We start from the raw sequence: 25154 nt of genomic DNA, 5'->3' as shown, positions 1-25154 counted from the left end.
TTCGGAGTAATTATGGCGCAAGACGTTGTTATTGTACTGGATTGTGGAGCTACCAACGTAAGGGCTGTTGCCGTAGACACCGGTGGGCATGTAGTTGCCAAGTCTTCCAGAGCCAATGAGACCAGGCCTGCTGCAGAGAATCCATCGTGGCATGTCTGGCCCCTGGAATGCATCTTTGACAAGTTCAGCCTTTGTTGTCGGGAAGTTCTGCAAACAGTGAGCCCCGAACGGGTGAAGGGCATTACAGTCACGACCTTCGGGGTGGATGGCGGGTTGGTCAATACCGCTGGCGAGTTGATTTACCCGGTAATCAGCTGGAAATGTCCACGTACGGTTGTTTCCATGCAGCGACTCATGGAATATTTTGACCCTGATAAAGTGGCGCTGGACTCTGGTGTCGGGCATTTCGCCTTCAATACCCTGAACAAGCTGATCTGGTTCAAAGAGAACCGGCCGGAATTGCTTGCTGATGCCCACGGCTGGATGTTTATCAGTTCGCTATTTACTCACAAACTCACTGGTCGTATGACCAATGATGCCACTATGGCTGGAACTGCCCAGCTTACCGACCTGGAATCACAGACTTTTAACGAAAAGATCCTTTCTGTATTAGGCCTTGATAGCCATTTCTTTCCGGAACTCGTCCAGGCAGGTGAATTGATCGGAGCATTACTGCCGGAACCTGCCGACAGGCTTGGGCTGCCAGCAGGCATTCCCGTTATCTCCGCTGGTCATGATACTCAGTTCGCAGTGTATGGCTCTGGTGCCAGCGAAGGGCAGCCCGTTCTATCCTCCGGTACGTGGGAAATCCTGATGGCGAGATCCTCAAGTATTGGTTCGTTGTCGTCAGACATCTTTGAAGCCGGATTTACCTGTGAATGGGATGCTCACAAGGGCTTCTACAATCCTGGCATTCAGTGGTTGGCATCAGGTGTACTGGAATGGATTGGCAGACAGTTCTATGCAGAACTTGAAGGCTCCAAAAAATATACCTGCATGATCAGCGAGGCTAATGACGTACCGCCCGGATGCAATGGAGTGAGTTTTAACCCCGACTTTCTGATCGGTCGTGATGGTAAGTCTGATGGAGCTATCAGTGGGCTCACTCTTAACGCTAATCGCGGTGTCATTTACCGGGCAGCCCTTGAGGGGCTATGTGCCAGGCTAAAAGTCAGTCTAAAACAGCTGGAAGATGTTGGCGGTTTTACAACGTCTGAATTAATTCTTGTTGGCGGCGGTTCCCAAAACACACTTTGGAATCAGCTCAAAGCCAATACACTGCAACTGCCTGTCAAGGTGCTGAAAGAGTCAGAAACAACAGTATTAGGTGCTTCGATGTTTGCCATGGCAGGAGCGGGTTTATTTGAGAGCCCTGAAGCGGCTCGAACGGCATTTGATATTCAGTACGATACTATTTTTCCGGACTGTTAATTTTCCAGACTGATAGCTTTCCGATTGATAAGTGTATTGCAAAGAAGCGGTATAGGAGAAAACGACATGCTGAAGGGAATATCTCCATTGATATCACCGGAGCTGTTAAAAGTGATGGCGGAAATGGGCCACGGTGATGAATTACTGATTGCTGATGCACATTTTCCCGGTCACACCTTGAGTAACCAGGTTATCCGGGCTGACGGCATTCCGGCAGATCAACTGTTGAAAGCCATTATTCCCCTGTTTGAACTCGACGCTTATGCGCCGCCACTCATCATGATGAGTCCCAGCGAAGGCGATGAGCTGGATCCGGGTGTTGAGCGCAGGTATCGAGAGGCGCTTTTTGGTGAAGAATCCGGACTTGATATATGTCGCGAAGAGCGGTTTGCATTTTATCAAAGAGCGCAGAAGGCATTCGCTGTAGTAATGAGCGGAGAAGTCGCCAAGTACGGCAACATAATTTTGAAAAAGGGTGTAACACCTGTCCATTAATAGTAGGAGTCGTTCATTATGAGTTTCGCATTAAATATGCCCAGGCTTAGCCTTGCCGGTCCAGGTGCCGTTGCCGATGCGGTAGCACATCTGAAACAGCAACCCGTAAAAAAAGCCCTGATAGTTACGGACAAAACCCTGATGGAACTGGGTGTTCTGAACGGGTTACTGGCCGAACTGGACAAGGCTGGCGTCTCGTCTTACCTGTTCGATGGTGTGACGCCAAACCCGACGGCCAATCTGGTGCGCAAAGGGGTTGAGATTTATCAGCGTGAAGGTTGTGACTGCTTCATTGCTGTGGGTGGCGGAAGCCCCGTCGATGCGGCAAAAGCGATTCGTATTATGGCCAGCAATGATGGGGATATCTGCGATTACAACGGCATTGGCAAAGTGCAAAATCACGGTGCTTATTTTATTGCCATCAATACCACTGCCGGTACAGCAGCAGAAATGACGTCCAATTCAGTCATTACTGACGAAGACAATAAAGTCAAAATGGTGATCATTGACCCTAAACAAATTCCAGATATTGCCGTAAACGACCCGGAACTGATGGTTGGCCTACCCGCCTCTGTGACCGCAGCGACCGGAATGGATGCGCTGACTCATGCTATCGAAGCATACGTTACTGTTGGAGCGTACACTTTGACCGATCATAGTGCGCTGGAATCCATTCGCATTATCAGTCAGTGGTTACCTGTTGCTGTTGAGCAGGGTGAAAATCTGTTAGCGCGGGAAAAAATGGCCTGTGCCCAGTTTTTGGCCGGTATGGCTTTCAACAGTGCTGGTCTTGGTTTAGTGCATGCAATGGCGCATCAGCCAGGTGCTACCCATGACCTGCCCCATGGTGTTTGTAATGCCATCTTACTACCTCATATCTGTGCCTTTAATGCTGCTGAATACCCGGAAAAATTCCGGGCTGTTGCTGAAGCCATGGGAGGAGATACGTCACGTCTTAATGATGTGCAGGCTGCCGAATTGGCGGTTTCCCTGATTCAGAAATTGTCGGTGCAGGTTGGCATCCCCTCTGGTTTTGCCGAGCTCGGTGTTGGGGAAGATGCCATTGAGTGCTGGATTGAAAAAGCCCTGAATGACCCTTGCTATGGCGGTAACCCCAGAGCAGCTTCTGCTGAAAATGTTCGGGAACTTTACCTGCAGGCGTTCTGACCAGAGTCGCCATATTGAACGTGTCGGTTAAAACAAAGATCTGCCTTTCATGGGAAGGCGGATCTTTTTTTAGGGTTTAGAGAGCGACTGTCTTTCAATCACATTGGGTTGAATAATATGCAGTTTCCTTTCCGTGTCTTCGTTATTGATCAACTGTTTCATTAGTTTCAGGGCTAATTCTGACAAGGCTGTGGTATCCTGCTTCATGGCAACCACCGGGTTCGGGCAAAACTCCAGCATGGGATGGTTGTCGAATGAGCCAATCACCATGCCAGGGTTAACTTCTCCGAATGTCTCACGAAGATACTCCATTGCACCTTCAAGAATAGGCAGAGAGACCGTAACTATGCCGAGCGGTGCCCTTCCCAGCCGCTGACACAGTTGCTGCATAATCAGGTAGCCATTAATGCGCTCATTCTTCCCATGAATGATGATTTCGTTATCGGTTAACTTAAAACCATTGCTGCCCAGCCCAACGACCACCCCTTTCAGTCGCGCCTGAACCGATGGCAGAGAAATACCGGCTCCTAAAAAGAACAGTTCACTGGTCATACCAGCCAGTTTTTTACCAATGTTTACCCCACCTTTAAAGTTGTCTGTAGCCACCGCCGGTAAGTCGGATGTACCAAAATCCCGGTCCAGAACAACAATCGGCTTATTGTCCCGATTGCTGCCAATAATCTTTTGGCGATCGGCTGAGGAGGGCGTCACAAATAACCCGTCAATACCTCTTGCCATCAGGTTTTTTATGACATTTTCTTCAGTTTCTTCATCGTCACCGCTACAAGCTGTAATCAACTGATAGCCTGCTGCACGACAACCAGCCTCAAGCGTTTCTGTCAGGATAGCGAAGAAGGGGTTGGTAAGACTGGGAATGACCAATCCGATGGTCTGCGTCTGTTTTAGTTTCAGGTTGCGGGCTGTCTGATTAATGACATAGCCATGCTGTTTAATGATGCCCTGAATTTTATCGCGGGTTTTCTCGCTGATCCTGTATTTTTTGTCCTGACCATTAATAACAAGTCTTACAGAAGTCACGGACACTCCTGCCAGATCTGCTATTTCATCAACTGTCTTAGCCATAAGAAGTCACACACTATTTCAATTACCGGGGCAACTGCGTTAATTCTTGTTACAAGTAGTCAATCAGTAGCTTAAATGAAGATCATTATAATCGGCTACTACGAGTTAGCAGTCTTTAATACAAACCCCTGAGATGTTGATCTGTATCAATCCTGACAATAATCAACACAAAAGAGCACTTGAATAGATAAATTCTGGTAGATAAGATTCCTGCTAACTCGTATTAGCTACGTTTGGAAAAATAATATGCAGCACCTGTACATTGGGGTTGATATTGGATCTGGTAGTGCCAGGGCAGCGTTGTTCACCGCTACCGGGCAAAGGTTGGCTCTGGCAGTCAGCCCAATTAAACAGTTTCGTCCAGCACCGGATTTTGTCGAACAATCGTCGTCTGATATCTGGGCGCAGGTTTGTAAGGTCGTTAACTCTGTCATCCGCGAGTCCGGTGTAAAGCCTGAACAGGTCAGGGGTATTGGCTTTGATGCTACCTGCTCACTGGTTTCGATCGATGGTAATGACCAGCCTGTAAGTGTCTCTCCAACCGGTGCGGATAACCAGAACATTATCATGTGGATGGATCACCGTGCGATGGCTGAAGCGGCTGAGATCAACCAGACAGGCAGTGAAGTATTGCAGTATGTCGGTGGTGAAGTCAGCCCGGAAATGGAGCTGCCAAAGCTGAAATGGCTGAAAAATCATCTGCCTGAGCAATACCAGCGTGCCGCTAAATTCTTTGATCTGGCGGATTACCTGGTGTATCGCGCCAGTGGTAAAGATATTCGCAGTGTCTGCACAAAAGTATGCAAGTGGACCTACCTGGCACACAAGAAAAGCTGGGATATCCCCTTGCTTGAACAACTGGGACTGGGCGATCTGATCACAGGAGAAAAAATAGGTGATCAGATCGTCGATCTGGGGTCGCCTGCGGGCCAGTTAACCGATGTAGCCGCCGCTGAACTGGGCCTGACCACCAAGACGACTGTTGCCGTAGGTATCATTGACGCACACGCAGGAGGTGTCGGCGTTATTGGTGATAAGCCGGAATCAACCCTGGCGATCATAGGCGGAACGTCTTCATGTCATATGGCAGTCAGCCAGGAGCCTGTTTTTGTCAATGGTGTCTGGGGACCTTACTGGGGAGCAATGGTGCCTGGCACCTGGCTGAGTGAAGGAGGACAATCCGCTGCTGGCTCCCTGATTGATCATGTCATTAAAGACAGTGCCTTTTATCCTGAACTGATGCAAATGGCTGAAGAACAGGTACGAAGCCATTATGACATTCTGAATGAAGAAGTCAGGCGCCTGGAAGATGAAGACCCACACTTTATGGCTAATTTCCATCTGCTGGGTTATCACCACGGTAACCGCTCACCAAGGGCAAATCCACATTTGAAAGGTATGGTGTCTGGCCTTTCAATGAATAAAAACCTGAGTGAACTGGCCCGGATTTACCTGGCTGCCATTCAGTCGGTGTCTTACGGCACCCGTCATATAATTGAGGCCATGAACAGTGCCGGTCATCAGATTACCCGCATCCATATGTGTGGTGGTGGCACCAAGAATCCGCTGTGGCTCAGGGAACATGCGAATGTTACCGGTTGCGAGATTGTTCTGGGCGCAGAAGAAGAAGCCGTTCTTCTGGGGTCTGCCATGCTGGCTGCAACCGCCTGCGGCGACTTCTCTGACCTGAAAGCAGCCATGGCAGCCATGTCATCAAAAGGACAGGTGATCGAGCCTGATAGCAGCACCAAAGCATTCCACGATGCCAAGTACAGGGTCTTCCATGAGATGTATGAAGACCAGATGAAGTACCAGACAATGATGAACAACTATTAATAGTAACTTTTATTAACACCAACTTTTTAACGCAACCAGCCATAAAAAACAGAAGCCCGGAATATCGGGCTGATCGGGAGTATATTATGACCTCTTTAAAACTCAATCTGCCAGAAACCAGGGTGCGCCAGTCACTCGGTGAAAAAGAAGTGTTTGTTATCGCCAATGGCGATCTGCGCGATACGGCAAACAAAAACTGTTGGGAAGTTCAGCATCAATTCGAGGGTAAACTCGAAGCTGCCCTGAAAGAAAAGTTTGGCTTCAGTGTTCGCCGTGCTCATCCGGTCAAGGAAGATCAGGGACATGGTTTCATCAGCAACCAGCGTGAAGGTTCTGATGTTATGGCGTCCATTGACCCGCAAGCCCCTCTGATTGTGTTAATGACCGCATGGCAGTACTCGCACCATTTGGCACCGTCACTGGTTCATCATCAGGGTCCGGTATTATTACTGGCTAACTTCGATGGCACCTGGCCCGGCCTGGTGGGCGCCCTGTGTATGGCAGGCACCCTGAATAGCCTGGGACGCGAGCACAGCCGCCTGTGGTCAGAAAAGTTTGATGATGATTTTTTCTATGCGGGTCTGCAATCCTGGCTGGAAAGCGGCAAGATTGAACACGACACCTCTTACCTGAAGGAAGTTACCAAAGACCATTCCGTAATGGCAACTGAAGCAGGAAAAATCGGTCAGCAAGTGGGGCAGTATATTCTGGAAAACAAAGAGATCATGGGATTGTTCGACATGTTCTGCATGGGCATGATGAATGGTGTATTCCCACAGGAGTCTCTGGCTAAGATCGGCATGCCAATTGAAGCTCTGTCCCAGTCTGCATTGTTGTACGAAATGAGTCTGGTGTCTCAGGAAGAGCGTGCAGAGTGCCTGCAGTTCTACATTGATCGTGGAATGGACTTCCAGTTTGGCACCGATGGTGCAACAGAGCTGACCCGTGAACAGGTTCTGGAACAATGCGCCATGATGATCGCCATGGCCCGTATCACCGAGCGTTTTGGTCTGACCAGTGTGGGCGTCCAATATCAGCAAGGTTTGAAAGACAGCTGTGCCGCTTCTGATTTTGCCGAAGGTGCCATAGGTTCTTCAGAACGTTTTCCGATCAAAGGTGAAAAAGGCGACATCATTCGTGAAGGCAAGCCCATCCCCTGTATCAATGAAGTAGACATGGGGACTGCAATCCCCCAAACCATGCTGTTCCGACTACTGGACAGCCTGGGCCTGCCGAGCGAAACGACACTGCACGATATTCGTTGGGGCAGTGAGTTTGAAGGCACGTTCTACTGGGACTTTGAAATTTCCGGCTCGGTTCCTTTTGAGCACATTAAAGGCGGCATTGCGGGCGCCAAAGGTTTCCGTCAGCCTGCCATGTACTTCCCTCTGGGCGGTTCCAGCATTGGTGGTCAGTGCAAGGCAGGTACTTTCGTATGGGCTCGCGCTCATTATGAAGGCACTGACGTTCATATGCATATCGGTACCGGTACAGCTTTCGAACTGCCTCAGGAAGAGTTCCAGCGTCGTTTGGATAACACTACCCGTGAATGGCCTCTGATGAATTGTGTTCTGGATGGTGTTGGTCGTGACGACCTGATGGCCGGTCATCAGAGTAACCACATCTCCGTGGCTTATGTACCTGAGGAAAACCTGAAAGAAGTGGTCCAGGCATTTATTGCTCAAGCCCTGACTCAGAACATGCGTGTTCATGTCGCTGGCAATATCGACATCTAATCTCACTGCGTGACAGCGACAGCTGTCACGCACCCTGTCTTCCCTCCCGATAAGAATTCCCTTGACTTATGAATCAGCTGGAACAATTAAAAACCATTACCAAAGTAGTGGCTGATACTGGCGATATTGAGGCCATTAAACGCTACCAGCCATTGGATGCGACCACCAACCCTTCCCTGATTTTGAAAGCAGCCACTCTGCCTCAATATAATGAGCTGTTAACCGATGCCTTGAAGTGCGCTCGCCATTATTCTGACAGTAAAGCAGATCAGGCTGCCTACGCCTGTGACTATCTGGCTGTTGGCATTGGCAAAGAGATACAGGGCGTAGTTCCCGGCTTTATTTCAACAGAAGTTGATGCCCGACTGTCGTTTGATACAGAGGCAACCGTCGCTAAAGCTCGCGATCTTTTAGCTTTATACCAACAGGCAGGTGCGGACACATCCCGCGTATTAATAAAGATTGCGTCTACCTGGGAAGGAATCAAAGCGGCTGAAATTCTGGAAAGAGAAGGTGTTCGCTGTAATCTGACCCTGTTGTTCAGTTTTGCCCAGGCAAAAGCCTGCGCTGAAGCTGGTGTATATCTTATTTCACCTTTTGTTGGACGTATTCTGGACTGGTACAAAAAGAGTACCGGAAAAGAACACTATTCTCCGGCAGAAGACCCCGGTGTTCTTTCTGTGACGGATATTTACAACTATTACAAACAGCACGATTACAAGACCGTCGTGATGGGAGCCAGCTTTCGTAACATTGATGAGATTCGCCAGCTGGCGGGGTGTGACTGTCTGACCATTAGTCCGGATCTTCTGGATGAGCTGGAGCAGTGTAGCGACTCCCTGGAGCAAAAACTTTTTGCAAGCAAACCAGTCCGTGAGATTGACAACACAGTGCTCGATGAAGCGTCATTCCGCTGGGCGATGAATGAAAACCCAATGGCAACTGAAAAACTGGCAGAAGGTATTCGAAACTTTGCTATTGATCAGGAAAAGCTGGAAACACTCATCGCTCAAAAGCTGTAACTCATAGCCCTACCTAAGCAAACCTGACCTTTTCAGCCTGGAAAGGTCAACCTCCAAATTCATCATTTAATTTCAGACAAAGAAAAACAGTAAACCACTGACAAACACTAATCCTACCCCGGCTGCCGTTGAGCAAGCCTGGTTGGGCCATCCGGGTGCGCGGGGATATTGCTGTTTAATAGACGTGAAAAAATTCCCCATACCTGACAGTTTTTTTTGTGATCATATGCTTGTGAAAAATGGCCACGGGTGTGAACAAATGTTGACCTGCATCAGGATTTTCAAAACAGAAATTACCTAACATACAGCTAACACGAATTAGCTTTGATAAAAAAGTATCAAATAAACCCTTTCTCGAGGATTTTAACAGGACATGGTTACTAATAACGGATCTGGATTTAATGGTCTGAATATGTCCCTGAGCAATCTCAGCCTGCTCTCTGACGCGCGTTCAAGAAGTATTTCTGCGGAAAACCCAAACGGTGAACCCGGTAAAGGAGGTATGGGAACCACCGGATTTGCAGAAAGACAGGCGAGTGAACTGGGAGAGGGCTGGAAAGTCAACCCTGCCATCAACATAAAACCCGGTGAAACAGTGGTTCTCGCAGATATTAAGGATATGGGTAATATCCAGAGTATGTGGATAACAGGCATGGTTTCCCGTGAGTTAATTATTCGCATTTACTGGGATAATCAGGAGCATCCCTCTGTAGAAGTACCGTTTCCTGATTTCTTTGCTTATGGCTGGTGTGACAATATTGATGAGCTGGTAGGCGGGTCTTTTCAACCTCTGGTATCTTTACCGGTTAGCGTCTTGCCAAAAAATGCATTCAATTGTTTCTGGAGTATGCCGTTCCGTGAACGTTGTTACATGACTATTGAAAATATTGGTGATCAGGAACGCTGCCTCTACTACCAGATTAATTATCAATTGACAGATATTCCTGAAAATTGTGCTTACTTTCATGCCAGTTTCCGTCGAACAAACCCGGTTCCGTTTAAAGGTGTTCACACCATTATTGATGGTATAGAAGGTGAAGGGCATTACATAGGCACCGCAATGTGCGTTGGCCTCAATGGGGCCGGTGGATGGTGGGGAGAGGGTGAAGTCAAATTTTACATTGATGAAGATGACGAGTTTCCAACCATTTGCGGTACAGGTACTGAAGATTATTTCCTTGGCGCATTCAATTGGGAGGTAGACGACAAATACGCAGCCTATAACTCCCCTTATGGTGGAATGGCCCAGGTTATTGAGCCAGACGGTTTATATAGATCCCAGCCACGGTTCTCAATGTATCGCTGGCATATCCAGGACCCAATTCGATTTAAATCAAATTTAAAAGTTACTGTTCAGGATCTTGGCTGGAAAAACTTCAATGCCAAAAAGTTCGATCATGTGCCTGATCGCAGATACCTGCCAAGACAAGATGATATAGCCACCGTTTCTTTCTGGTATCAAACGCTGCCGACCGCAAAATTAAAACCATTACCAGACTGGGATGGACTGCAAACTCATTGATCTCACTAAATCCAATGAATAACTTGTAGATTTCTATAGGTTATTCATTGATTGCTAACAGCATCAGGAGCCTGTCGGACTTAAGACTGTCCTACTGCGGTTGCGATAAATTGGTTTAAAAAATCGGAAAAAGTGGAAGTAAAATGGAACAGACTCTCAAAGCTGGTCAGGTCAGCTCGCCAGGTTATACGCCTGTCGTGGGTTTAAAAGAAAAAATTGGTTACGGTCTGGGTGACACTGCAGGTAACTTTGTTTATACCTCAGCCTTACTACTACTGGGCTTTTTCTATACAGAAATATATGGATTAAACCCGACAACTGTAGCTAGTATTTTTCTATTTGTTCGTATTATCGACGCAATCACTGACCCAATAATGGGAGCTATAGTTGATAGAACCAATACACGCTGGGGTAAATATCGTCCATACCTTTTGTTCCTTTCTGTTCCTTATGCTGTGTCCAGTGTTCTGGTATTTACTGTTCCGGATTTAGGGCCTCAGGCCAAAGTCATTTATGCTTACGTCACTTACTCCGTTCTCATGGTTCTGTTCACTGCTACCAATATCCCCTACGGAGCCATGACGGGGGTTATGACCAGCAATCCTGAAGAACGGGCTTCGATAAATTCGACCCGGTTTATGTTTGCAACAGGTGGTGGTCTGTTAATCACATCCATTGCACTGCCAATGACTGAAATTCTTGCTGATAATCCTGCTGACGGTTATCGAAATGCCATGACGATTATGGCCGTCCTCTCAGTTGCACTGTTCCTGTTTTGTTTTTCAACAACAAAAGAGCGGGTACAACCTGTCAAGGCAGAAAAAACAAGCTTTATTTCAGATTTGTCCATTATCCTTAAGAATGATCAATTCCTCTGGGTGGCTTTAGCTACTATTGTGATGGTAACCACCCAAACCGTTAAAAATACCATGCAGATGTATTACATCACTGCGTATGTTGAAAATGCTGCAGCAATGACGGCACTTTTCCTGTCCATTTGGATGGTTGGCGGTATGATTGGTGCCCAAATGGCTACCAAAGTACTCGACAGGATGTGTAAGAAGCAAGCTTATATTACTCTCCTGTTTGTTTGCGCCGCTATGTCCGCAGTGTCTTATATCGCTGGCAACAATAATATAGCATTAATCATGGCCATTCAGTTCCTGGTTGGTTTCTTTAATCAGATGATTGCACCTATCTGGTTTACCTTCACAGCTGACGCTACTGATTATGGCGAGCTTAAATTCCGTCGTCGTATTGATGGTCTTTCAGTTTCCTTTACTATCTTCTCTCTTAAAATTGGCCTGTCTGTGGGTGGCGCTATCGCAATGGCATTGCTGGGAAGTTATGGTTATGTCAGTGGTGGAACCGAACAATCACCTGAAGCTATTAGCGGCATCCTTACTGTATTCTCAATTGTTCCTGCTATTGGATTTCTGCTGACAGCATTGGTGGTTTCTCAATTCAAAATGAACAGCAAGACTATTGCTGAAACTGCAGATAAATTGAAACAAATTCGTGCAAAGGAGGCATGATAAAAAATCATTCAAGCCTGATTATGACGGTGCATACCTTCTCACCAGTGTAGTCAGGCTTTCACTCAGATTGCCAGGTAACGGAAGGTTTGGGTCTTCCTTCCTTAAAGGCTTGTTATTGTTGACCTTAATCAATTGAGCGGTAATTACTGCTGCATTATTATCCTCTTTTAAAAAAATACCTCAGGGGTATACTGGATGAAATATAAACACTATTTTCTATCTTTATTTGCTGTTGTTCCGGCAATAGCTTTTTCTGAAATCAACATTTATGTATCACCATCAGGCAATGATAGTGTGGGCAATGGTACAGAGGTTTCTCAACCGTTAAAAACGCTAACCAGAGCCGCTCAGGAAGTTCGGTCGCTTTTGCCGTCCGCAAAGGAAAATATAAATGTCGTGCTGGAGGATGGCGTTTATAGATTATCATCCCCCCTCGTATTCACCGCTGCTGATTCCGGTAATGATTCGGTAAAAGTGACTTACAAAGCCAGAAACAAAGGCAAGGCAAACATTAGTGGAGGCATCGAAGTCAAGGGTTGGGTTGATGTTAACGGCGACGGTATATGGGAAGCCCCGGTTCCAGCAGGAGCCGAATCAAGGCAATTATTTGTTAATGGCAAATTAGCGACAAGAGCGAGAAGTACTGATGGTAAAGGGTGGTCCAGAGATGGTGGAGACGGGTATTATTCCGCGCCACCCTATGTAGCTTCTCTCTCTAACATTCAGGATGTTGAAATCATCGTTCAGTTCAAGTGGAAACAATATCGTGGAAAAATTGATTCCATTAATGGCAACAGAGTCAAAATGAACCAGACTTTTTGGGATTTGGCAACAATTGGACCTTTTGGAATCGTTGAAGACTATGCAAGGCATGTCAGTTGGATAGAAAATGCCAAAGAACTGCTCGATGAGGAAAATGAATGGTATCTGGATAGTGCCAACGGCAAACTGTATTACAAGCCTGAAAGTAATGTTAATATCCATAGCGCTACCATTATTCTTCCTGTGTCAGAAAGTCTTATTAGCCTTGATGGAGCCTCAAACTTGAATTTTGATGGCATAACATTTTCTGATACCACGTGGAATCAACCCAGTGGAGATACTGGTTATATCAGTATTCAGTCTGGTTCTTTGTTGATAGATTCTGACTACAAAACAATAGAAGATGGATTTGAAGCATTAACTGAGATGCCAGGTGGTATCAATTCTGTTAATTCATCTAACATCTTGTTCAGTAACAACACATTTACCCGTATAGGCTCAACAGGCATTTACTTCGGTAGTGGCAGCAAAGAAAATGTGATATTCAACAACACATTTGATGAAATATCGGGCAGTGCTATTGTTTTAGGTGATATGCAAGACCACCACGCATCACCATCGAGATTAACCAAAAATAATCTCATTGATAACAATACCATTCGAAATATCGGTCTTGATTATCTGGATACTGCAGCCATCAAGTTTACTTACACGGATAAAACCGTTGTTGTAAACAATACGATAGAAAATGTTGGATATACAGGAATATCCATGGGGTGGGGCTGGACACGCTACGATGTAGAGCCAACATCTTTCCCTAAGGATTTTGCCAACAAAGGCTATAACTCACCGACAGTTGTCAAAAACAATATTGTTTTCAGAAATAAAATCAGTAAATTTGCCATTCGTCTTGGTGATGCAGGCGGTGTCTACAACCTTGGAGCCTCTCCCAAAGGCCGAATTGTTGAAAACCTGATTTTTGATACTCAACCACCTAAGGAGGGATCCAGCTGGATTAATTCGGTCTATCTGGATAATGGAAGCAGAGGTTTGCAGGTAGACAGAAACGGAGGCTACCAAGTCTCTGATGATGATCCCCGTAATCATGGGATCCACTATAATCCGGGACGCACTAATATTGGAAATATTTACAACACCATTGGCTCCAATACCCTATTTGATGGTGGTAAAGGATCGGCTGATGATATGCCAGACTATTTAATGGCTGCCGGAGCAGATCCTCTGATAACCTCTCCCCGGACCATTAAAGAAATAGAAGCCCTGCTTCCGCCTGAGCTTGTAGATGTTCCTGATGCTGAAATGCCGAAAAATGGCATGTTGGTAGGGTATGAAGCATCAGCGACCAGTAACAGCAATAACGCAACCAATATTATTGATGGGAATGTACAGACTTACTGGGCAGCGGGTTATCAAGTTAATACGGGTGAGATTATCATTGATACCGAAAATAAGGATAACCTCTTTACCGGATTCGTCATCGCCTTTGGTGAAGTGATTGATGGAAAAGAGGTTTATCATCGCCATGGAAGATCGTTTACGATTGAATCCTCTGATGATCGGGAAAACTGGACTGTTCTTGTGGATCATTCAAAAACGGCATCCAGCAAGCGGGCTATTTTTGCCAACTACATTGACCCAACCAATGCGCGATACCTCAAAATAACCGCTCAGAAGAAATCAGGAAGTGATAATCTCGGAATATTACGATTTAAGGCGTATGGTTCCAAAGGACTGTCACAATCCAATGGTTAGAATATTGCAGTTAATGGAATTGCTTCCCAATCATCAACACTGTTTGGAAGGTAGCTGTTTGCTGAAACCATATTGACCCTTGATTTCCAGGGGCTGCAAGCGCATGTACTTTTGTTTTATATGGCTGCAGCCCTTGGTAATCGCGAACATAGGATGGGATCACCAAATAGTTATATTGAAAGAGTGGCTTTACTTGCAATTGACGGAAACAGAAGTGGTTCATGGAGTGAAGATTCTGTTACTCACACGGATCAGGATTCACAACCATTCTGGACTTTGGATCTGAAGGATAGCCGGATGACTATTGAATCAGTACTCCAAGGGTAACCAGTGAACCTGCCAAAACACTCAGTGAGCTTGCTAACATCACTACTTCCGGAGTGGTCAACTTATCGTATTCAGGTTTCATAATGTACTTCCTGTACTGCTCTTTTAGTTACACAAAAGTATAGTACTAAGGGCTTGGCCAGTTATTGGTTGATTTCAAAGAAATAAATAAAAAACAATTTGTTAACCCTTTAAAAATCCGGAAAAAAATACCTCGATCAACCTCCGAGATAAGCCTCCTGAACAGACTCATTCACTAACAGAGCCTGTCCGGAGTCATGGAGTACAATCTTCCCATTTTCAAGAACATAGCCTCGATCTGCCAGTTTAAGTGCCTGGTTGGCATTTTGCTCCACCAGAAAGATCGTCATCCCTTTATTCCTGAGCTTTGCGATAATGTCAAAAATCTGCTGAATCACGATGGGAGCCAGACCCAGTGAAGGCTCATCCAGCAGTAATAGCCTGGGCTTACTCATCAGTGCCCTCGCGATGGCCAGCATCTGCTGCTCCCCTCCGGACATGGTTCCTGCCCGCTGGTGCAGGCGCTCCTCAAGACGTGGAAACAGCTCAAGAACGTGTTTATAAATCTGTCGATAATCCTGCTCATCCGTGAAAAAGCCCCCCATACTGAGATTCTCTTCCACGGTAAGCCGGGAGAAGACTCGTCGACCTTCCGGCACCAGGGCAATACCGGAGCGCATGATATCCGCCGTATCTTCCCGGGTAATTTCCCGCCCGCCGTAAAAGATCTGCCCACTGCTTGCCCGTGGATCACCACACAGTGTCATCAGCAGAGAGGTCTTTCCCGCACCATTGGCACCAATTAACGTTACAATTTCACCAGTTCGGATCTCCACACTCACATCATCCAGCGCCTGAATCTGACCATAAAAGGTGGAGACATGCTCAAGGCTTAGCAGTGGTTTGTCGTTATTCATACTCAGGATTCCCCTAAATAAGCCTTGATCACTTCAGGATGGTTACGCACCGCTTCCGGTGTTCCGGATGCCAGGGGCCTCCCCTGGTTAATAACGTAGATCCGGTCCGAGATTTCCATCACCAGTTTCATATCGTGCTCAATAAGCAGTACTGATACACCATGATTTTTCCTGAGATCTGAAATCAACTCATCCAGCTCCCGGGTTTCATTTGGGTTCAGTCCGGCAGCGGGCTCATCCAGCATCAACAGCTGCGGGTCGGTGACCATACAGCGGGCAATTTCCAGTCGCCGCTGCTGACCGTAGGCCAGGTTTCCGGCTTCACGATTGGCAAACTCAGTCAGGCCAACTTTATTCAGCCAGTAAGCAGCCCGCTCCATCGCTTTTGCTTCACTCTTGCGAAACGAAGGCGTTTTAAACAGCCCGGCCAACAACCCGGTGTTCAAATGACGGTGCTGAGCCACCAGCAGATTTTCCAGAACCGTCATGGCTTTAAACAACCGCACATTCTGAAAAGTTCGCACCACCCCCAAGCGGGCAATTTTAAAGCCAGGCAGCTTTTCTACCGCCTGGCCCTGAAAAAGAATCTTTCCACCCGTTGGCTTATAGAAGCCGGTCAAACAGTTAAACACTGTCGTTTTTCCGGCACCATTCGGGCCAATTATGGAGACAATTTCGCCTTTACGAACTTTGAGCGCCATCTGGTCCACGGCCAGCAGACCACCAAAGCGCATACTGAGATCCGATGCTTCCAGCAAACACTGACTCATCTTATAACTCCTTAAACGCTTTCAGCGATGGGCTGACGATTAACAGACGCATTATCTTTATCCGACTGATGCTTTTTCAGCTTCAGGTATGGACGCTTCATGGGCATCAACCCTTCCGGGCGCCACATCATCATCAACACCATCATCAGTCCAAACATCAACATCCGGTACTCCTGAAACTCCCGGGCAAATTCAGGCAGTACCGTCATAATGACGGCGGCAAGAATAACCCCCATCTGTGACCCCATGCCTCCCAGAACCACGATCGCAAGGATGATGGCTGACTCAATAAAGGTAAAAGACTCTGGACTGATAAAACCCTGTCGGGCCGCAAAGAAGGTGCCGGCAAACCCGGCAAACGCCGCACCAATAGTAAAAGCAGACAGTTTGATGGCTGTTGGATTCAAACCCAGTGAGCGACAGGCAATATCATCTTCCCGAAGCGCTTCCCAGGCCCGACCGATGGGCATTCTCAACAGGCGGTTAATAATGTAAAGCGTTAACAACACCAGAAGCAGGGCCAGGATATAAAGGAAAATCACTTTATAGCCGCTGCTGTAGTCAATCCCAAAGAACTCGTGAAACGGGACATTGCCGTCTTCTTTGGCGCGCCGGGAAAACTCCAGGCCAAACAGCGTTGGTTTTGGAATCTGGCTGATCCCGTTTGGCCCTCCGGTAATTGAGGTCCAGTTATTCAGCAAAATACGGATAATCTCGCCAAAGCCCAGGGTAACAATGGCCAGGTAGTCCCCACGCAGCCTTAACACCGGAAACCCCAGGATAAAGCCGAAGAATGCCACCATCACACCGCCAATCAACAGGCAGCTCCAGAAATCGAGCCCAAAATACTGGCTCAACAGCGCATAGCTGTAGGCCCCGACGGCATAGAAGCCCACATAACCTAGGTCCAGAAGACCTGCCAGACCAACAACCACGTTAAGACCCAGGCCAAGCATGACATAAATAAGCGCCAGTGTTGCCAGGTCCACCGCACCACGGGAAACAAAGAAAGGCCAGACCATCAGCCCGGCCACAGCAAAACTGATCAGCAGCCGTTTCAGCGACTTATTGTCATTCAGTGATGGCAGCTGAACCTGCGGTAGTGGGTTGTGTTTTTTTGTCCTCTGCCAGAAAGCAGATATCGGATTCCGGAATAATTGAACCAGGAAAACCAGAACAGCCCCGAAAAGAATCAGGTGCCAACGTTCACTGGCAGCAAAGTGAACAACCAGCTCCGTATTCTCTGTAGATAACTGAACGCCCAGCATTAACACGGCCACTAACAGCAGTGTTCCTGTTGCCATGAACGCAGGAAACCAGCGCAGAGTGGTAGATGATTTATTCATACCTTTTCTACCTCCGGCTTGCCGAGAATACCCGAGGGTCGGAATAACAGAATCAATACCAGCAAACTGAAGGCGACGACATCTTTATATTCGGTACTGAAATATCCTGCGGTAAACGCTTCGGTAACACCAAGAATCAGGCCGCCCAATACAGCGCCCGGAATACTGCCAATGCCACCAAGAACAGCGGCGGTAAACGCTTTCAAACCCGCCAAAAAACCAATATAGGGGTTAATAACGCCGTAATAGAGACCCAGCAAAACGCCGGCCACTGCAGCCAGTGCAGCACCGATAATAAAGGTCAGGGAGATAACCTGATTTGTATTGATACCAAGAAGCCGTGTCATGCCCAGGTCTTCTGCACATGCACGACAAGCACGCCCCATCCTTGATTTGGAAATAAACATCGTCAGGAGTGTCATGGTGATAAGCGTAATAATGAAAATCACCACCTGCATGTACGACAGAGTTACATTAAACTCATCCGCGGGCCCAAACGTCCAGCCTCCGGTAATCAGGCTGGGCATTGCAATATCTCTCGATCCCTGGGCGATGCGCACATAATTCTGCAGGAAAATCGACATACCGATCGCCGAGATCAGGGCAATCAGTCGATTACTGTTTCTTAACGGTCGATAGGCCACCCGCTCAACGGCAAAGCCGTAAGTACTGGTAATAATAATGCTGATGATAAAAGCGGCGGCCAGCATCAGGGCAATACTATCAACCCCCATCAGGGCAAGACCGGCTAACACGGCAAAGGCAACGTAGCTGCCAATCATGTATATCTCGCCGTGGGCAAAGTTGATCATTCCAATGATGCCGTAGACCATCGTGTAACCGATGGCTATCAGGGCATAGGTGCTCCCGACAGTAAGGCCGTTCAGCAATTGCTGGATAAAATAATAGGCTGACTCAGGCATGGTCGAATCCATAAAAAAGGCCTGCATGCTGCAATAACGCTTATGGCGTTCTGCACTCCCTGCAGGCCTTTTCTGCTTTAATATTGTTAGACTGTTGCCGTCTGGTTATTTGACCGCACAGTATTTCCTTTATTGATACCCTGCCAGGCAGGGCACTGTTCCGATCACTTGGTCAGGGCAGTTTTGCTGCCATCAGCATGCCACTGATAAACAACAAAGCTGAAGTCCTTCAGATCACCCTTGCCATCAAAGCCAAGATCACCTGTTGGTGTTTTGAAGTTATTGGCACGCAGGCTACTGGCAACTTTCTCAGGATCTTCACTGGAAGTCAGCTTCATACCATCGGCCATGACCTGTACTGCAGAGTAAGCAGGGAAGACAAATGGACCGGAAGGATCTTCACTTTTGTCCTTGAATGCTTCAACCAGCCTGGCATTGGCCGGATCCTGGTCAAAGCTCTTGGGCAGAGTCACCAGCAGGCCTTCTGAAGCGGCACCGGCAATGGCAGAAATATCCTTGTTACCAACACCTTCAGGCCCCATGAACTTAACGTCCAGACCTTTTTCAGCACTCTGACGCAAAATCAGGCCCAGCTCAGGGTGGTAACCACCGTAATAGACGAAGTCAACATCTTCTTTCTTGAGCTTGGCAATCAGGGCTGAGAAGTCCTTATCGCCAGCAGTCACACCTTCATACAAGGCAACGTTAATTCCCGCTTTCTTAACTTCATCACGAACACTGGAGGCCAGGCCTTCACCGTACTGCTGCTTATCGTGAATCACGGCCATTTTCTGTGGCTTTACTGCGTTAATGATGTAACTGGCAGCCGTTGGTCCCTGCATACTGTCCAGACCAATGGTTCTGAAAATCAGCTCATAGCCACGGGTAGTGATGTCCGGACTGGTTGAGGCGGCGGTGATCATCAAAACCCCTTCATCTTCATAAATATCAGAGGCTGGCTGAGTAGATGAGGAACAGAGATGACCGACAACAAATCGAATATCGTCGTTTACAATTTTATTGGCCACCGCTACGGCCTGCTTGGGATCACAGGCGTCATCATAGACAACCGCTTCCAGTTCCTTGCCATTGACACCACCCGCCTTGTTAATCTGCTCAATGGCCATTTTGGCACCAATGAACTGCATATCTCCGTACTGGGCAACCGGTCCGGTGACCGGGCCTGCAAGGGCAATTTTGATGCTATCCGCTGCGGACGCAATGGATGCACTACCCAGTGCTGCTGTACCCGCTAATACGGCAGTAAAGACAGCCATTTTTTTATTGAATGATTTCAGCATGTCAGTCACTCTTTATTGTTGTTTTTCATTCCTGAGTTGACAGAGCATTCGCCGGAAAGCCGCCCGAAACTCAAGCCTGAGCCACAGATTAAGCTCAACGCAGGTCGCCAAGCATTTTTATTATTGGCATTGGCTATATTAAAGATTTTTTCTATTCAATCCAATACTACAGTTTTTTATGAAAACTGCCTTCTGATTGAATAGCTGTTTTTAGTTAAAGTCTTTAGAATTGCGCCTGAATAGAGACGGCCTCAGAGAAAGGAAAGAAATTTCAAATGAAGGCACAAGTTAAGTGGGTTGATAACCAGCGCTTTCTGGGACTGACCGCCAGTGGCAATTCCATCGTGATGGATGCCGATAAAAGCCAGAAAAGCGCACCAGGCCCCATGGAAATGGTGTTAATGAGTTTAGGTGGATGCGCTTCGGTTGACGTAGTCAATATCCTCGCAAAAGCGCGTCAGAATGTAACCAGCTGCCATGTGGATATTGAATCAGAACGGGCTGATGCGATTCCCGCCGTTTTTACCAGAATACACCTGAGATTTGTGGTGAAAGGCAGCAATATCAAAGAATCCCAGGTTGAGCGTGCTGTTAACTTATCCGCCGAAAAATACTGTTCTGTTGCCCATATGCTGGGCAAGGGCGGTGTTGAAATTACCCACAGCTACCAGATTATCGAAACCGAATAGATGATTTAAACCACAAAGGAAGCCTTTTTTGATTGCTGAACCTGGATCAGGCCAGCCCGAAAAAATATTGAGCCTTTGTGGTTCCCTTCTTTTTAATGCTTTTCACAAACCCAACGGCTCACAATCAGCCTGGCGGCCACTGCATTTGTCGGCCCGCCAGTAAATGCAGGTGTATATGGTAAACCGACTGTCCGCCGTGGCTGTTGGTATTCAAGGCAAAACGAAAACCATCCTCACTCACTCCTTCTTTGGCTGCGATGTCTTTCGCCACCAGCATCATCTTGCCAAGCAGTGACTGGTCTTCTGCTGCGGCATCATTCATCGTCGCAATATGCTTTTTGGGAATGACCAGAACATGAGTTGGGGCCGCCGGGTTAATATCCCTGAACGCCACCACCTCATCATCTTCAAAGACTTTATCTGCGGGAATATCTCCCTCAGCAATTTTACAGAAAAGACAACTCACTTAACCCACTCCTTGCCTGTTAAAAAGATCCAGTTACCCTGCTTTAACCGGCTGCTCCATTTCCCGTTCCCACAACAGGGATGCACCAACGACAGCAGCAGGAATAATCAGCAAATTGACCAATGGTATCAACATGGCCAGATTAACAACCGCGCCAAAAGGCCACGACTTTGCCAGCTGCGGCTTCAATCGTGATAACATCTCAGGAAAAGATACACCCCGGTTATCCGCTGCATAGTCACAGTATTGGATTGCCATCATCCAGCCATTGAATAAAAACCACAACACAAACCCTACTACCGGAACAAAGGACAGTATCAGCAGCACGATTGCCCGGGGCAGGTAATAAAGCAGTTTGCGCAACTCTCTGCCGATACTTCTCGGCACAATCGCCAGCCAGTCAGACAGTTTAAGGTCTGGCAGTTCAGCGCCTTCCATTCGCTGAACTTTTTCGGCCAGCAGTGCATTAAACGGGGCCGCAATAAAATTGCCAATAATGGTAAACGTAAAAAACATCACGGCAGCCAGCGCCAGGAAAAACAGCGGCCACAGCAGATATTTCAGAAATGCCAACCACTCAGGCATCCAGCCAGTGAGTTGTGCCATCCACAGTGAGAAATATTCCGATGCCCAATAAATAATCCCACCAAACACCAGAATATTAATGACCAGTGGGATTAAAACAAACCACCTCAGCTGTGGCAGTAAAATCATTTTCAGCCCCTGGATAAAGTAACCGGGGCCTGATGTTGGGTTGTTATGTGTCATCACTCTATTTTAAAGTTTGCCAGTTTAAAAGCTTGCCAATTTTAATGTTTGCCTGAAAGAGGAATATTACACCAGCAAAAACCATTTCTCTTGTTTTCTTCTCTTATGCTCTTCTCTTATGCTCTTCTCTTACGTGATAGGAACAGACAATAAGATCAATAATTTTTGCCAATTGCCATGGCTTAAAGGCTGTGGCTATTATATGGCCATTTAATAATTACCCCTTCCTTAATGGAGTACATAATGAGCACAATCAGACACTCCCGCCTATTGATTCTTGGTTCAGGGCCTGCGGGCTATACCGCTGCTGTTTATGCAGCAAGAGCCAATCTCAACCCGGTGATGATTACTGGCATGCAACAGGGAGGCCAGCTGACCACCACGACGGATGTTGATAACTGGCCCGGTGGACAGGAAGGGCTTCAGGGTCCCGGCCTGATGATGGAGATGGAAGCCCATGCCAAACGCTTTGGTACCGAAATTATTTTTGACCATATCGAAGAGGTGGATTTCAGCAACAGGCCATACACCCTGAAAGGCAGCCACACCTATACCTGCGACGCCCTGATTATCGCTACCGGAGCCAGCGCACGCTATCTGGGTCTGGACAGTGAACAAGCCTTCATGGGTAAAGGAGTATCTGCCTGCGCAACCTGTGATGGGTTCTTTTATAAAAATAAAGATGTCGTGGTGGTCGGTGGCGGTAACACGGCGGTTGAAGAAGCGCTTTATCTTTCTAACATTGCCCGGACCGTTACCGTGATTCATCGCCGCCAGGAATTTCGTGCAGAAAAAATCCTTCAGGATAAAATGATGGATCGTGTGCACAACGGCAATATCAAACTGGTTCTTGACTCTGTCCTGGATGAAGTGCTGGGTGACGATATGGGCGTCACCGGCGTCCGGGTTAAAAACGTACTCAACGGTGAATCTGAAGAAATACCCGCAATGGGCTGTTTCATCGCCATCGGCCATACGCCAAATACCGGTATTTTTACCGGTCAGCTGGATATGAAAGATGGCTATATCCGGGTCAACAGCGGTCTGGCAGGCAATGCCACACTGACATCAAAAGAGGGGGTATTTGCCGCCGGGGATGTTATGGATCATGTCTATCGCCAGGCGATTACCTCTGCCGGTACCGGCTGCATGGCAGCATTGGATGCCGAGAAGTACCTGGATGATCTGGAAGCCTGAGTAGCCTGACCTACAGGCTCCTTCGCCGGGAAGCCTGTAATACCGTTTATTTATCAGTTGTCGTTGCTTCTTTCGCAGACTCACCGTAACCGTACTCTTCAGCCAACGCTCCCTGTTCATCGGGGCCGGATTTCGGCGCGTAGTCCTTGGGCTGCTCCAGGGGTGGCGTACGCTCATTACGACGCTTGTGAATCTTCCCGGACAGCAGCGCATTGCTGCTTAACAGAGAGTCGCCAAGCCGGTTACGGACTTCTTCATCCTTGCAGAGATCTTCCGCACCATTGGCCAGATGCTCATGGACATCCCGGTAGGTATCGGTCAGTTTATTGATCAGGTGAGCGGATGTGGTGAAGTGATCACCCACACGCGCCTGGTATTCCTTGAATTCCTGCTGAAGTTCATCCAGCTGGCTCTCAAGCCTGCCGCTTCGGGATTTTGCACCGGACAGTAAATGGTAAACGAGCGCACCACAAAGAATCCCCGCCAGAAACGCCAGACTACCGACAAACCAAAGTACGTTCATGTTTTCCACAGTATCGCCTCACTCAGTGGGGCCCACGCCCTTGTCATTAAATCACAACGCCATGTCCTTAGGCGCCTGCCTATTGTGTAGATTGTATAGATTCCATTGAAGTTGGCCTAGTCCATAAAGGCAATAGTCAGATTCGAGCAGAATATTGCAGCGAACAAGGCCTATAATGACCGAACCGGACTGCAAGGACGGTTCACCAATACCGTTAGCACCAAGCCTTGCCACCCGCTCGCAGTCCAGTTACATTGGCAGCGTTCACGGAGCGCAACAAACAATCCTGGCCCCTGGCATCGATGAAAGCAAAATGATGACAACAATAAGCAGAGTTCCTTTATCCACCAGTAGATTATTATGACCCCGCAAGATTGTTATCACAGGGATATCAGCCAAAAAGGTTTCAGCAGGGATCCAGCCCAGGCTGAAGTGGTAAAACACTTGCAAAACCTCTATGAAAGGCTGATTCAATCACCCCGGGGGTCGCTCCTCACGAAAATCAAAGGTGCGCTGGGCAAGCCCCGGGAGCCGCTGCGTGGCCTCTATTTCTGGGGGGGCGTTGGCCGGGGAAAAACCTGGCTGATGGACACTTTTTATCATTGCCTGCCCTTTCAGGATAAGCTCCGACTGCACTTTCACCACTTTATGCGACGGGTACATGCCGAGCTTAAGACACTGGAAGGACAGAAAAACCCGCTTTCCATTGTCGCTGAACGGCTTTCCAAAGAAGCAAGGATCATCTGCTTTGATGAATTCTTTGTTTCCGACATCACGGACGCCATGATCCTCGCCGGTCTGATGGAGCAACTATTTCAGCGGGGCGTTACACTGGTCGCCACATCGAATGTGGACCCCGACCTTCTCTACAAGGATGGGTTGCAAAGAACCCGCTTCCTTCCGGCCATCGACCTTATTAAGAAGCACGCCCTGGTGGTGAATGTTGATGGCAATATTGATTATCGCCTGCGCCTTCTGGAGAAAGCAGAAACGTACTATTGGCCTCTTAATGAGACCAGTCGGGAAAAGCTGGAACAGATATTTTCAGAGCTGGCTTCTGACCCGGATCATATTGAGTCGGGCCAGGGCATTGAAATTTCAGGGCGCCCCATTAACACCGTGAAGTTATGCAAGGATGTGGCCTGGTTCACCTTTACCGACCTGTGTGATGGCCCCCGTAGCCAGAATGACTATATTGAACTCGCCCGTCTGTACCATTCCATCATTCTTCAGGCAGTCCCCAGGTTTGATGCCAACCGGAATGATCAGGCTCGCCGCTTCATCAACCTGATTGACGAATTCTATGACCGGGGCGTAAAACTGATTTTATCCAGTGAAGTCCAACTTGAAGCGCTCTACGTAAGTGGTACGCTGTCGTTTGAGTTCAAGAGAACGCGCAGTCGCCTGCAGGAGATGCAGTCCACTGAGTACCTTGCCCGGCCTCACAAACCATAAAAGCTTCCAATAAACGCTTCGAAAATAGATATTGATATGGCAAGGATTTTCCGGACACTTTTTTACGCTGCCTTGGCAAGTTGTTG

The 25154-nt window shown here is 47.6% G+C and carries 21 protein-coding genes; 12 read left to right on the top strand and 9 right to left on the bottom strand.

Features of this window, described 5'->3' with window-relative positions; translation table 11 throughout:
• Positions 1-12 precede the first annotated feature (12 nt).
• From fucK to fucO, 3 genes are all read left to right on the top strand, one after another.
• Entirely contained in the window at positions 13-1431 is a 1419-nt protein-coding gene (fucK, locus tag KDK13_RS13790; protein WP_257285551.1) for an L-fuculokinase, read from the top strand.
• Between the two features lie 66 nt (positions 1432-1497).
• Entirely contained in the window at positions 1498-1926 is a 429-nt protein-coding gene (gene fucU, locus KDK13_RS13785; protein WP_257285550.1) for an L-fucose mutarotase, read from the top strand.
• Positions 1927-1944: 18 nt separating this feature from the next.
• Positions 1945-3093 carry a lactaldehyde reductase gene (gene fucO, locus KDK13_RS13780; protein ID WP_257285549.1) on the top strand — a complete coding sequence of 383 codons (1149 nt, stop codon included), beginning with the start codon at positions 1945-1947 and terminating at the stop codon, positions 3091-3093.
• Between the two features lie 69 nt (positions 3094-3162).
• On the opposite strand, the gene KDK13_RS13775 is transcribed toward fucO, so the two are convergent.
• Positions 3163-4176 carry a LacI family DNA-binding transcriptional regulator gene (locus KDK13_RS13775; RefSeq protein WP_257285548.1) on the bottom strand — a complete coding sequence of 338 codons (1014 nt, stop codon included), beginning with the start codon at positions 4174-4176 and terminating at the stop codon, positions 3163-3165.
• A 246-nt stretch (positions 4177-4422) separates the two neighbouring features.
• On the opposite strand from KDK13_RS13775, the gene KDK13_RS13770 reads away from it, so the two are divergent.
• The 6 genes from KDK13_RS13770 to KDK13_RS13745 all read left to right on the top strand — a co-directional run bounded on the left by KDK13_RS13770 (position 4423) and on the right by KDK13_RS13745 (position 14365).
• Positions 4423-6012, top strand: a complete 1590-nt coding sequence (locus KDK13_RS13770; protein WP_257285547.1) for an FGGY-family carbohydrate kinase — start codon at positions 4423-4425, stop codon at positions 6010-6012.
• An 86-nt stretch (positions 6013-6098) separates the two neighbouring features.
• Positions 6099-7748, top strand: a complete 1650-nt coding sequence (locus KDK13_RS13765) for a hypothetical protein (RefSeq protein ID WP_257285546.1) — start codon at positions 6099-6101, stop codon at positions 7746-7748.
• Positions 7749-7816: 68 nt separating this feature from the next.
• Positions 7817-8770 carry a transaldolase gene (tal, locus tag KDK13_RS13760; RefSeq protein ID WP_257285545.1) on the top strand — a complete coding sequence of 318 codons (954 nt, stop codon included), beginning with the start codon at positions 7817-7819 and terminating at the stop codon, positions 8768-8770.
• Between the two features lie 373 nt (positions 8771-9143).
• Complete coding sequence (locus KDK13_RS13755; RefSeq protein ID WP_257285544.1) at positions 9144-10292, top strand: glycoside hydrolase family 172 protein; 1149 nt, start codon at positions 9144-9146, stop codon at positions 10290-10292.
• Positions 10293-10435: 143 nt separating this feature from the next.
• The gene (locus tag KDK13_RS13750) at positions 10436-11827 is read left to right on the top strand and encodes an MFS transporter (protein WP_257285543.1); all 1392 of its coding nucleotides are present in this window, start codon (positions 10436-10438) and stop codon (positions 11825-11827) included.
• A gap of 198 nt (positions 11828-12025) precedes the next feature.
• Positions 12026-14365: a right-handed parallel beta-helix repeat-containing protein gene (locus tag KDK13_RS13745; RefSeq protein WP_257285542.1), complete on the top strand. Its 2340-nt coding sequence runs from the start codon at positions 12026-12028 to the stop codon at positions 14363-14365.
• A gap of 545 nt (positions 14366-14910) precedes the next feature.
• Here KDK13_RS13745 and KDK13_RS13740 read toward each other — a convergent pair.
• The 5 genes from KDK13_RS13740 to KDK13_RS13720 all read right to left on the bottom strand — a co-directional run bounded on the left by KDK13_RS13740 (position 14911) and on the right by KDK13_RS13720 (position 19970).
• On the bottom strand, positions 14911-15612 hold the full coding sequence (locus KDK13_RS13740; RefSeq protein WP_306671127.1) for an ABC transporter ATP-binding protein: 702 nt from the start codon (positions 15610-15612) through the stop codon (positions 14911-14913).
• A gap of 20 nt (positions 15613-15632) precedes the next feature.
• Positions 15633-16400 carry a high-affinity branched-chain amino acid ABC transporter ATP-binding protein LivG gene (livG, locus tag KDK13_RS13735; RefSeq protein ID WP_257285540.1) on the bottom strand — a complete coding sequence of 256 codons (768 nt, stop codon included), beginning with the start codon at positions 16398-16400 and terminating at the stop codon, positions 15633-15635.
• Positions 16401-16411: 11 nt separating this feature from the next.
• Entirely contained in the window at positions 16412-17746 is a 1335-nt protein-coding gene (locus KDK13_RS13730) for a high-affinity branched-chain amino acid ABC transporter permease LivM (RefSeq protein WP_306671124.1), read from the bottom strand.
• Positions 17743-18669, bottom strand: a complete 927-nt coding sequence (gene livH / locus KDK13_RS13725) for a high-affinity branched-chain amino acid ABC transporter permease LivH (protein ID WP_257285586.1) — start codon at positions 18667-18669, stop codon at positions 17743-17745. The genes KDK13_RS13730 and livH overlap by 4 nt, the downstream gene beginning before the upstream one ends.
• Before the next feature lie 164 nt (positions 18670-18833).
• A complete protein-coding gene (locus KDK13_RS13720; RefSeq protein WP_306671123.1) occupies positions 18834-19970 on the bottom strand; it encodes a branched-chain amino acid ABC transporter substrate-binding protein in 1137 nt (378 codons plus the stop codon).
• A gap of 275 nt (positions 19971-20245) precedes the next feature.
• Here KDK13_RS13720 and KDK13_RS13715 point away from each other — a divergent pair, with 275 nt between their 5' ends.
• Entirely contained in the window at positions 20246-20659 is a 414-nt protein-coding gene (locus KDK13_RS13715; RefSeq protein WP_257285539.1) for an OsmC family protein, read from the top strand.
• Between the two features lie 124 nt (positions 20660-20783).
• Here KDK13_RS13715 and KDK13_RS13710 read toward each other — a convergent pair whose 3' ends face one another.
• Entirely contained in the window at positions 20784-21125 is a 342-nt protein-coding gene (locus tag KDK13_RS13710; RefSeq protein WP_257285538.1) for a histidine triad nucleotide-binding protein, read from the bottom strand.
• A gap of 33 nt (positions 21126-21158) precedes the next feature.
• Positions 21159-21893, bottom strand: coding sequence for a sulfate transporter CysZ (gene cysZ / locus KDK13_RS13705; RefSeq protein WP_257285537.1), 735 nt, complete (start codon positions 21891-21893; stop codon positions 21159-21161).
• 243 nt (positions 21894-22136) lie between these two features.
• Here cysZ and trxB point away from each other — a divergent pair, with 243 nt between their 5' ends.
• Positions 22137-23090, top strand: a complete 954-nt coding sequence (gene trxB, locus KDK13_RS13700) for a thioredoxin-disulfide reductase (RefSeq protein WP_257285536.1) — start codon at positions 22137-22139, stop codon at positions 23088-23090.
• A 46-nt stretch (positions 23091-23136) separates the two neighbouring features.
• Here the strand turns inward: trxB and KDK13_RS13695 are convergent, their stop codons facing one another.
• A complete protein-coding gene (locus KDK13_RS13695; RefSeq protein WP_257285535.1) occupies positions 23137-23613 on the bottom strand; it encodes a YhcB family protein in 477 nt (158 codons plus the stop codon).
• Positions 23614-23973: 360 nt separating this feature from the next.
• Here KDK13_RS13695 and zapE point away from each other — a divergent pair, with 360 nt between their 5' ends.
• Positions 23974-25068 carry a cell division protein ZapE gene (gene zapE / locus KDK13_RS13690; protein WP_257285534.1) on the top strand — a complete coding sequence of 365 codons (1095 nt, stop codon included), beginning with the start codon at positions 23974-23976 and terminating at the stop codon, positions 25066-25068.
• Positions 25069-25154 lie beyond the last annotated feature (86 nt).

The sequence above is a fragment of the Endozoicomonas sp. SESOKO1 genome, from assembly GCF_024606265.1.
Classification (GTDB): domain Bacteria; phylum Pseudomonadota; class Gammaproteobacteria; order Pseudomonadales; family Endozoicomonadaceae; genus Endozoicomonas.
Note: the sequence above shows the minus strand (reverse complement) of the source record. Positions and strands in the feature narration are given on the sequence as shown.

What these genes read in the sequence shown, in the direction of transcription:
- KDK13_RS13695 (WP_257285535.1), bottom strand. Translation starts at nt 23,613, where the DNA reads ATGAACGTACTTTGGTTTGTCGGTAGTCTGGCGTTTCTGGCGGGGATT.
- livH (WP_257285586.1), bottom strand. Translation starts at nt 18,669, where the DNA reads ATGCCTGAGTCAGCCTATTATTTTATCCAGCAATTGCTGAACGGCCTT.
- KDK13_RS13750 (WP_257285543.1), top strand. Translation starts at nt 10,436, where the DNA reads ATGGAACAGACTCTCAAAGCTGGTCAGGTCAGCTCGCCAGGTTATACG.
- fucK (WP_257285551.1), top strand. Translation starts at nt 13, where the DNA reads ATGGCGCAAGACGTTGTTATTGTACTGGATTGTGGAGCTACCAACGTA.
- tal (WP_257285545.1), top strand. Translation starts at nt 7,817, where the DNA reads ATGAATCAGCTGGAACAATTAAAAACCATTACCAAAGTAGTGGCTGAT.
- KDK13_RS13765 (WP_257285546.1), top strand. Translation starts at nt 6,099, where the DNA reads ATGACCTCTTTAAAACTCAATCTGCCAGAAACCAGGGTGCGCCAGTCA.
- KDK13_RS13745 (WP_257285542.1), top strand. Translation starts at nt 12,026, where the DNA reads ATGAAATATAAACACTATTTTCTATCTTTATTTGCTGTTGTTCCGGCA.
- KDK13_RS13755 (WP_257285544.1), top strand. Translation starts at nt 9,144, where the DNA reads ATGGTTACTAATAACGGATCTGGATTTAATGGTCTGAATATGTCCCTG.
- KDK13_RS13720 (WP_306671123.1), bottom strand. Translation starts at nt 19,970, where the DNA reads ATGCTGAAATCATTCAATAAAAAAATGGCTGTCTTTACTGCCGTATTA.
- cysZ (WP_257285537.1), bottom strand. Translation starts at nt 21,893, where the DNA reads ATGACACATAACAACCCAACATCAGGCCCCGGTTACTTTATCCAGGGG.
- zapE (WP_257285534.1), top strand. Translation starts at nt 23,974, where the DNA reads ATGACCCCGCAAGATTGTTATCACAGGGATATCAGCCAAAAAGGTTTC.
- KDK13_RS13730 (WP_306671124.1), bottom strand. Translation starts at nt 17,746, where the DNA reads ATGAATAAATCATCTACCACTCTGCGCTGGTTTCCTGCGTTCATGGCA.
- livG (WP_257285540.1), bottom strand. Translation starts at nt 16,400, where the DNA reads ATGAGTCAGTGTTTGCTGGAAGCATCGGATCTCAGTATGCGCTTTGGT.
- KDK13_RS13770 (WP_257285547.1), top strand. Translation starts at nt 4,423, where the DNA reads ATGCAGCACCTGTACATTGGGGTTGATATTGGATCTGGTAGTGCCAGG.
- KDK13_RS13715 (WP_257285539.1), top strand. Translation starts at nt 20,246, where the DNA reads ATGAAGGCACAAGTTAAGTGGGTTGATAACCAGCGCTTTCTGGGACTG.
- trxB (WP_257285536.1), top strand. Translation starts at nt 22,137, where the DNA reads ATGAGCACAATCAGACACTCCCGCCTATTGATTCTTGGTTCAGGGCCT.
- KDK13_RS13775 (WP_257285548.1), bottom strand. Translation starts at nt 4,176, where the DNA reads ATGGCTAAGACAGTTGATGAAATAGCAGATCTGGCAGGAGTGTCCGTG.
- fucO (WP_257285549.1), top strand. Translation starts at nt 1,945, where the DNA reads ATGAGTTTCGCATTAAATATGCCCAGGCTTAGCCTTGCCGGTCCAGGT.
- fucU (WP_257285550.1), top strand. Translation starts at nt 1,498, where the DNA reads ATGCTGAAGGGAATATCTCCATTGATATCACCGGAGCTGTTAAAAGTG.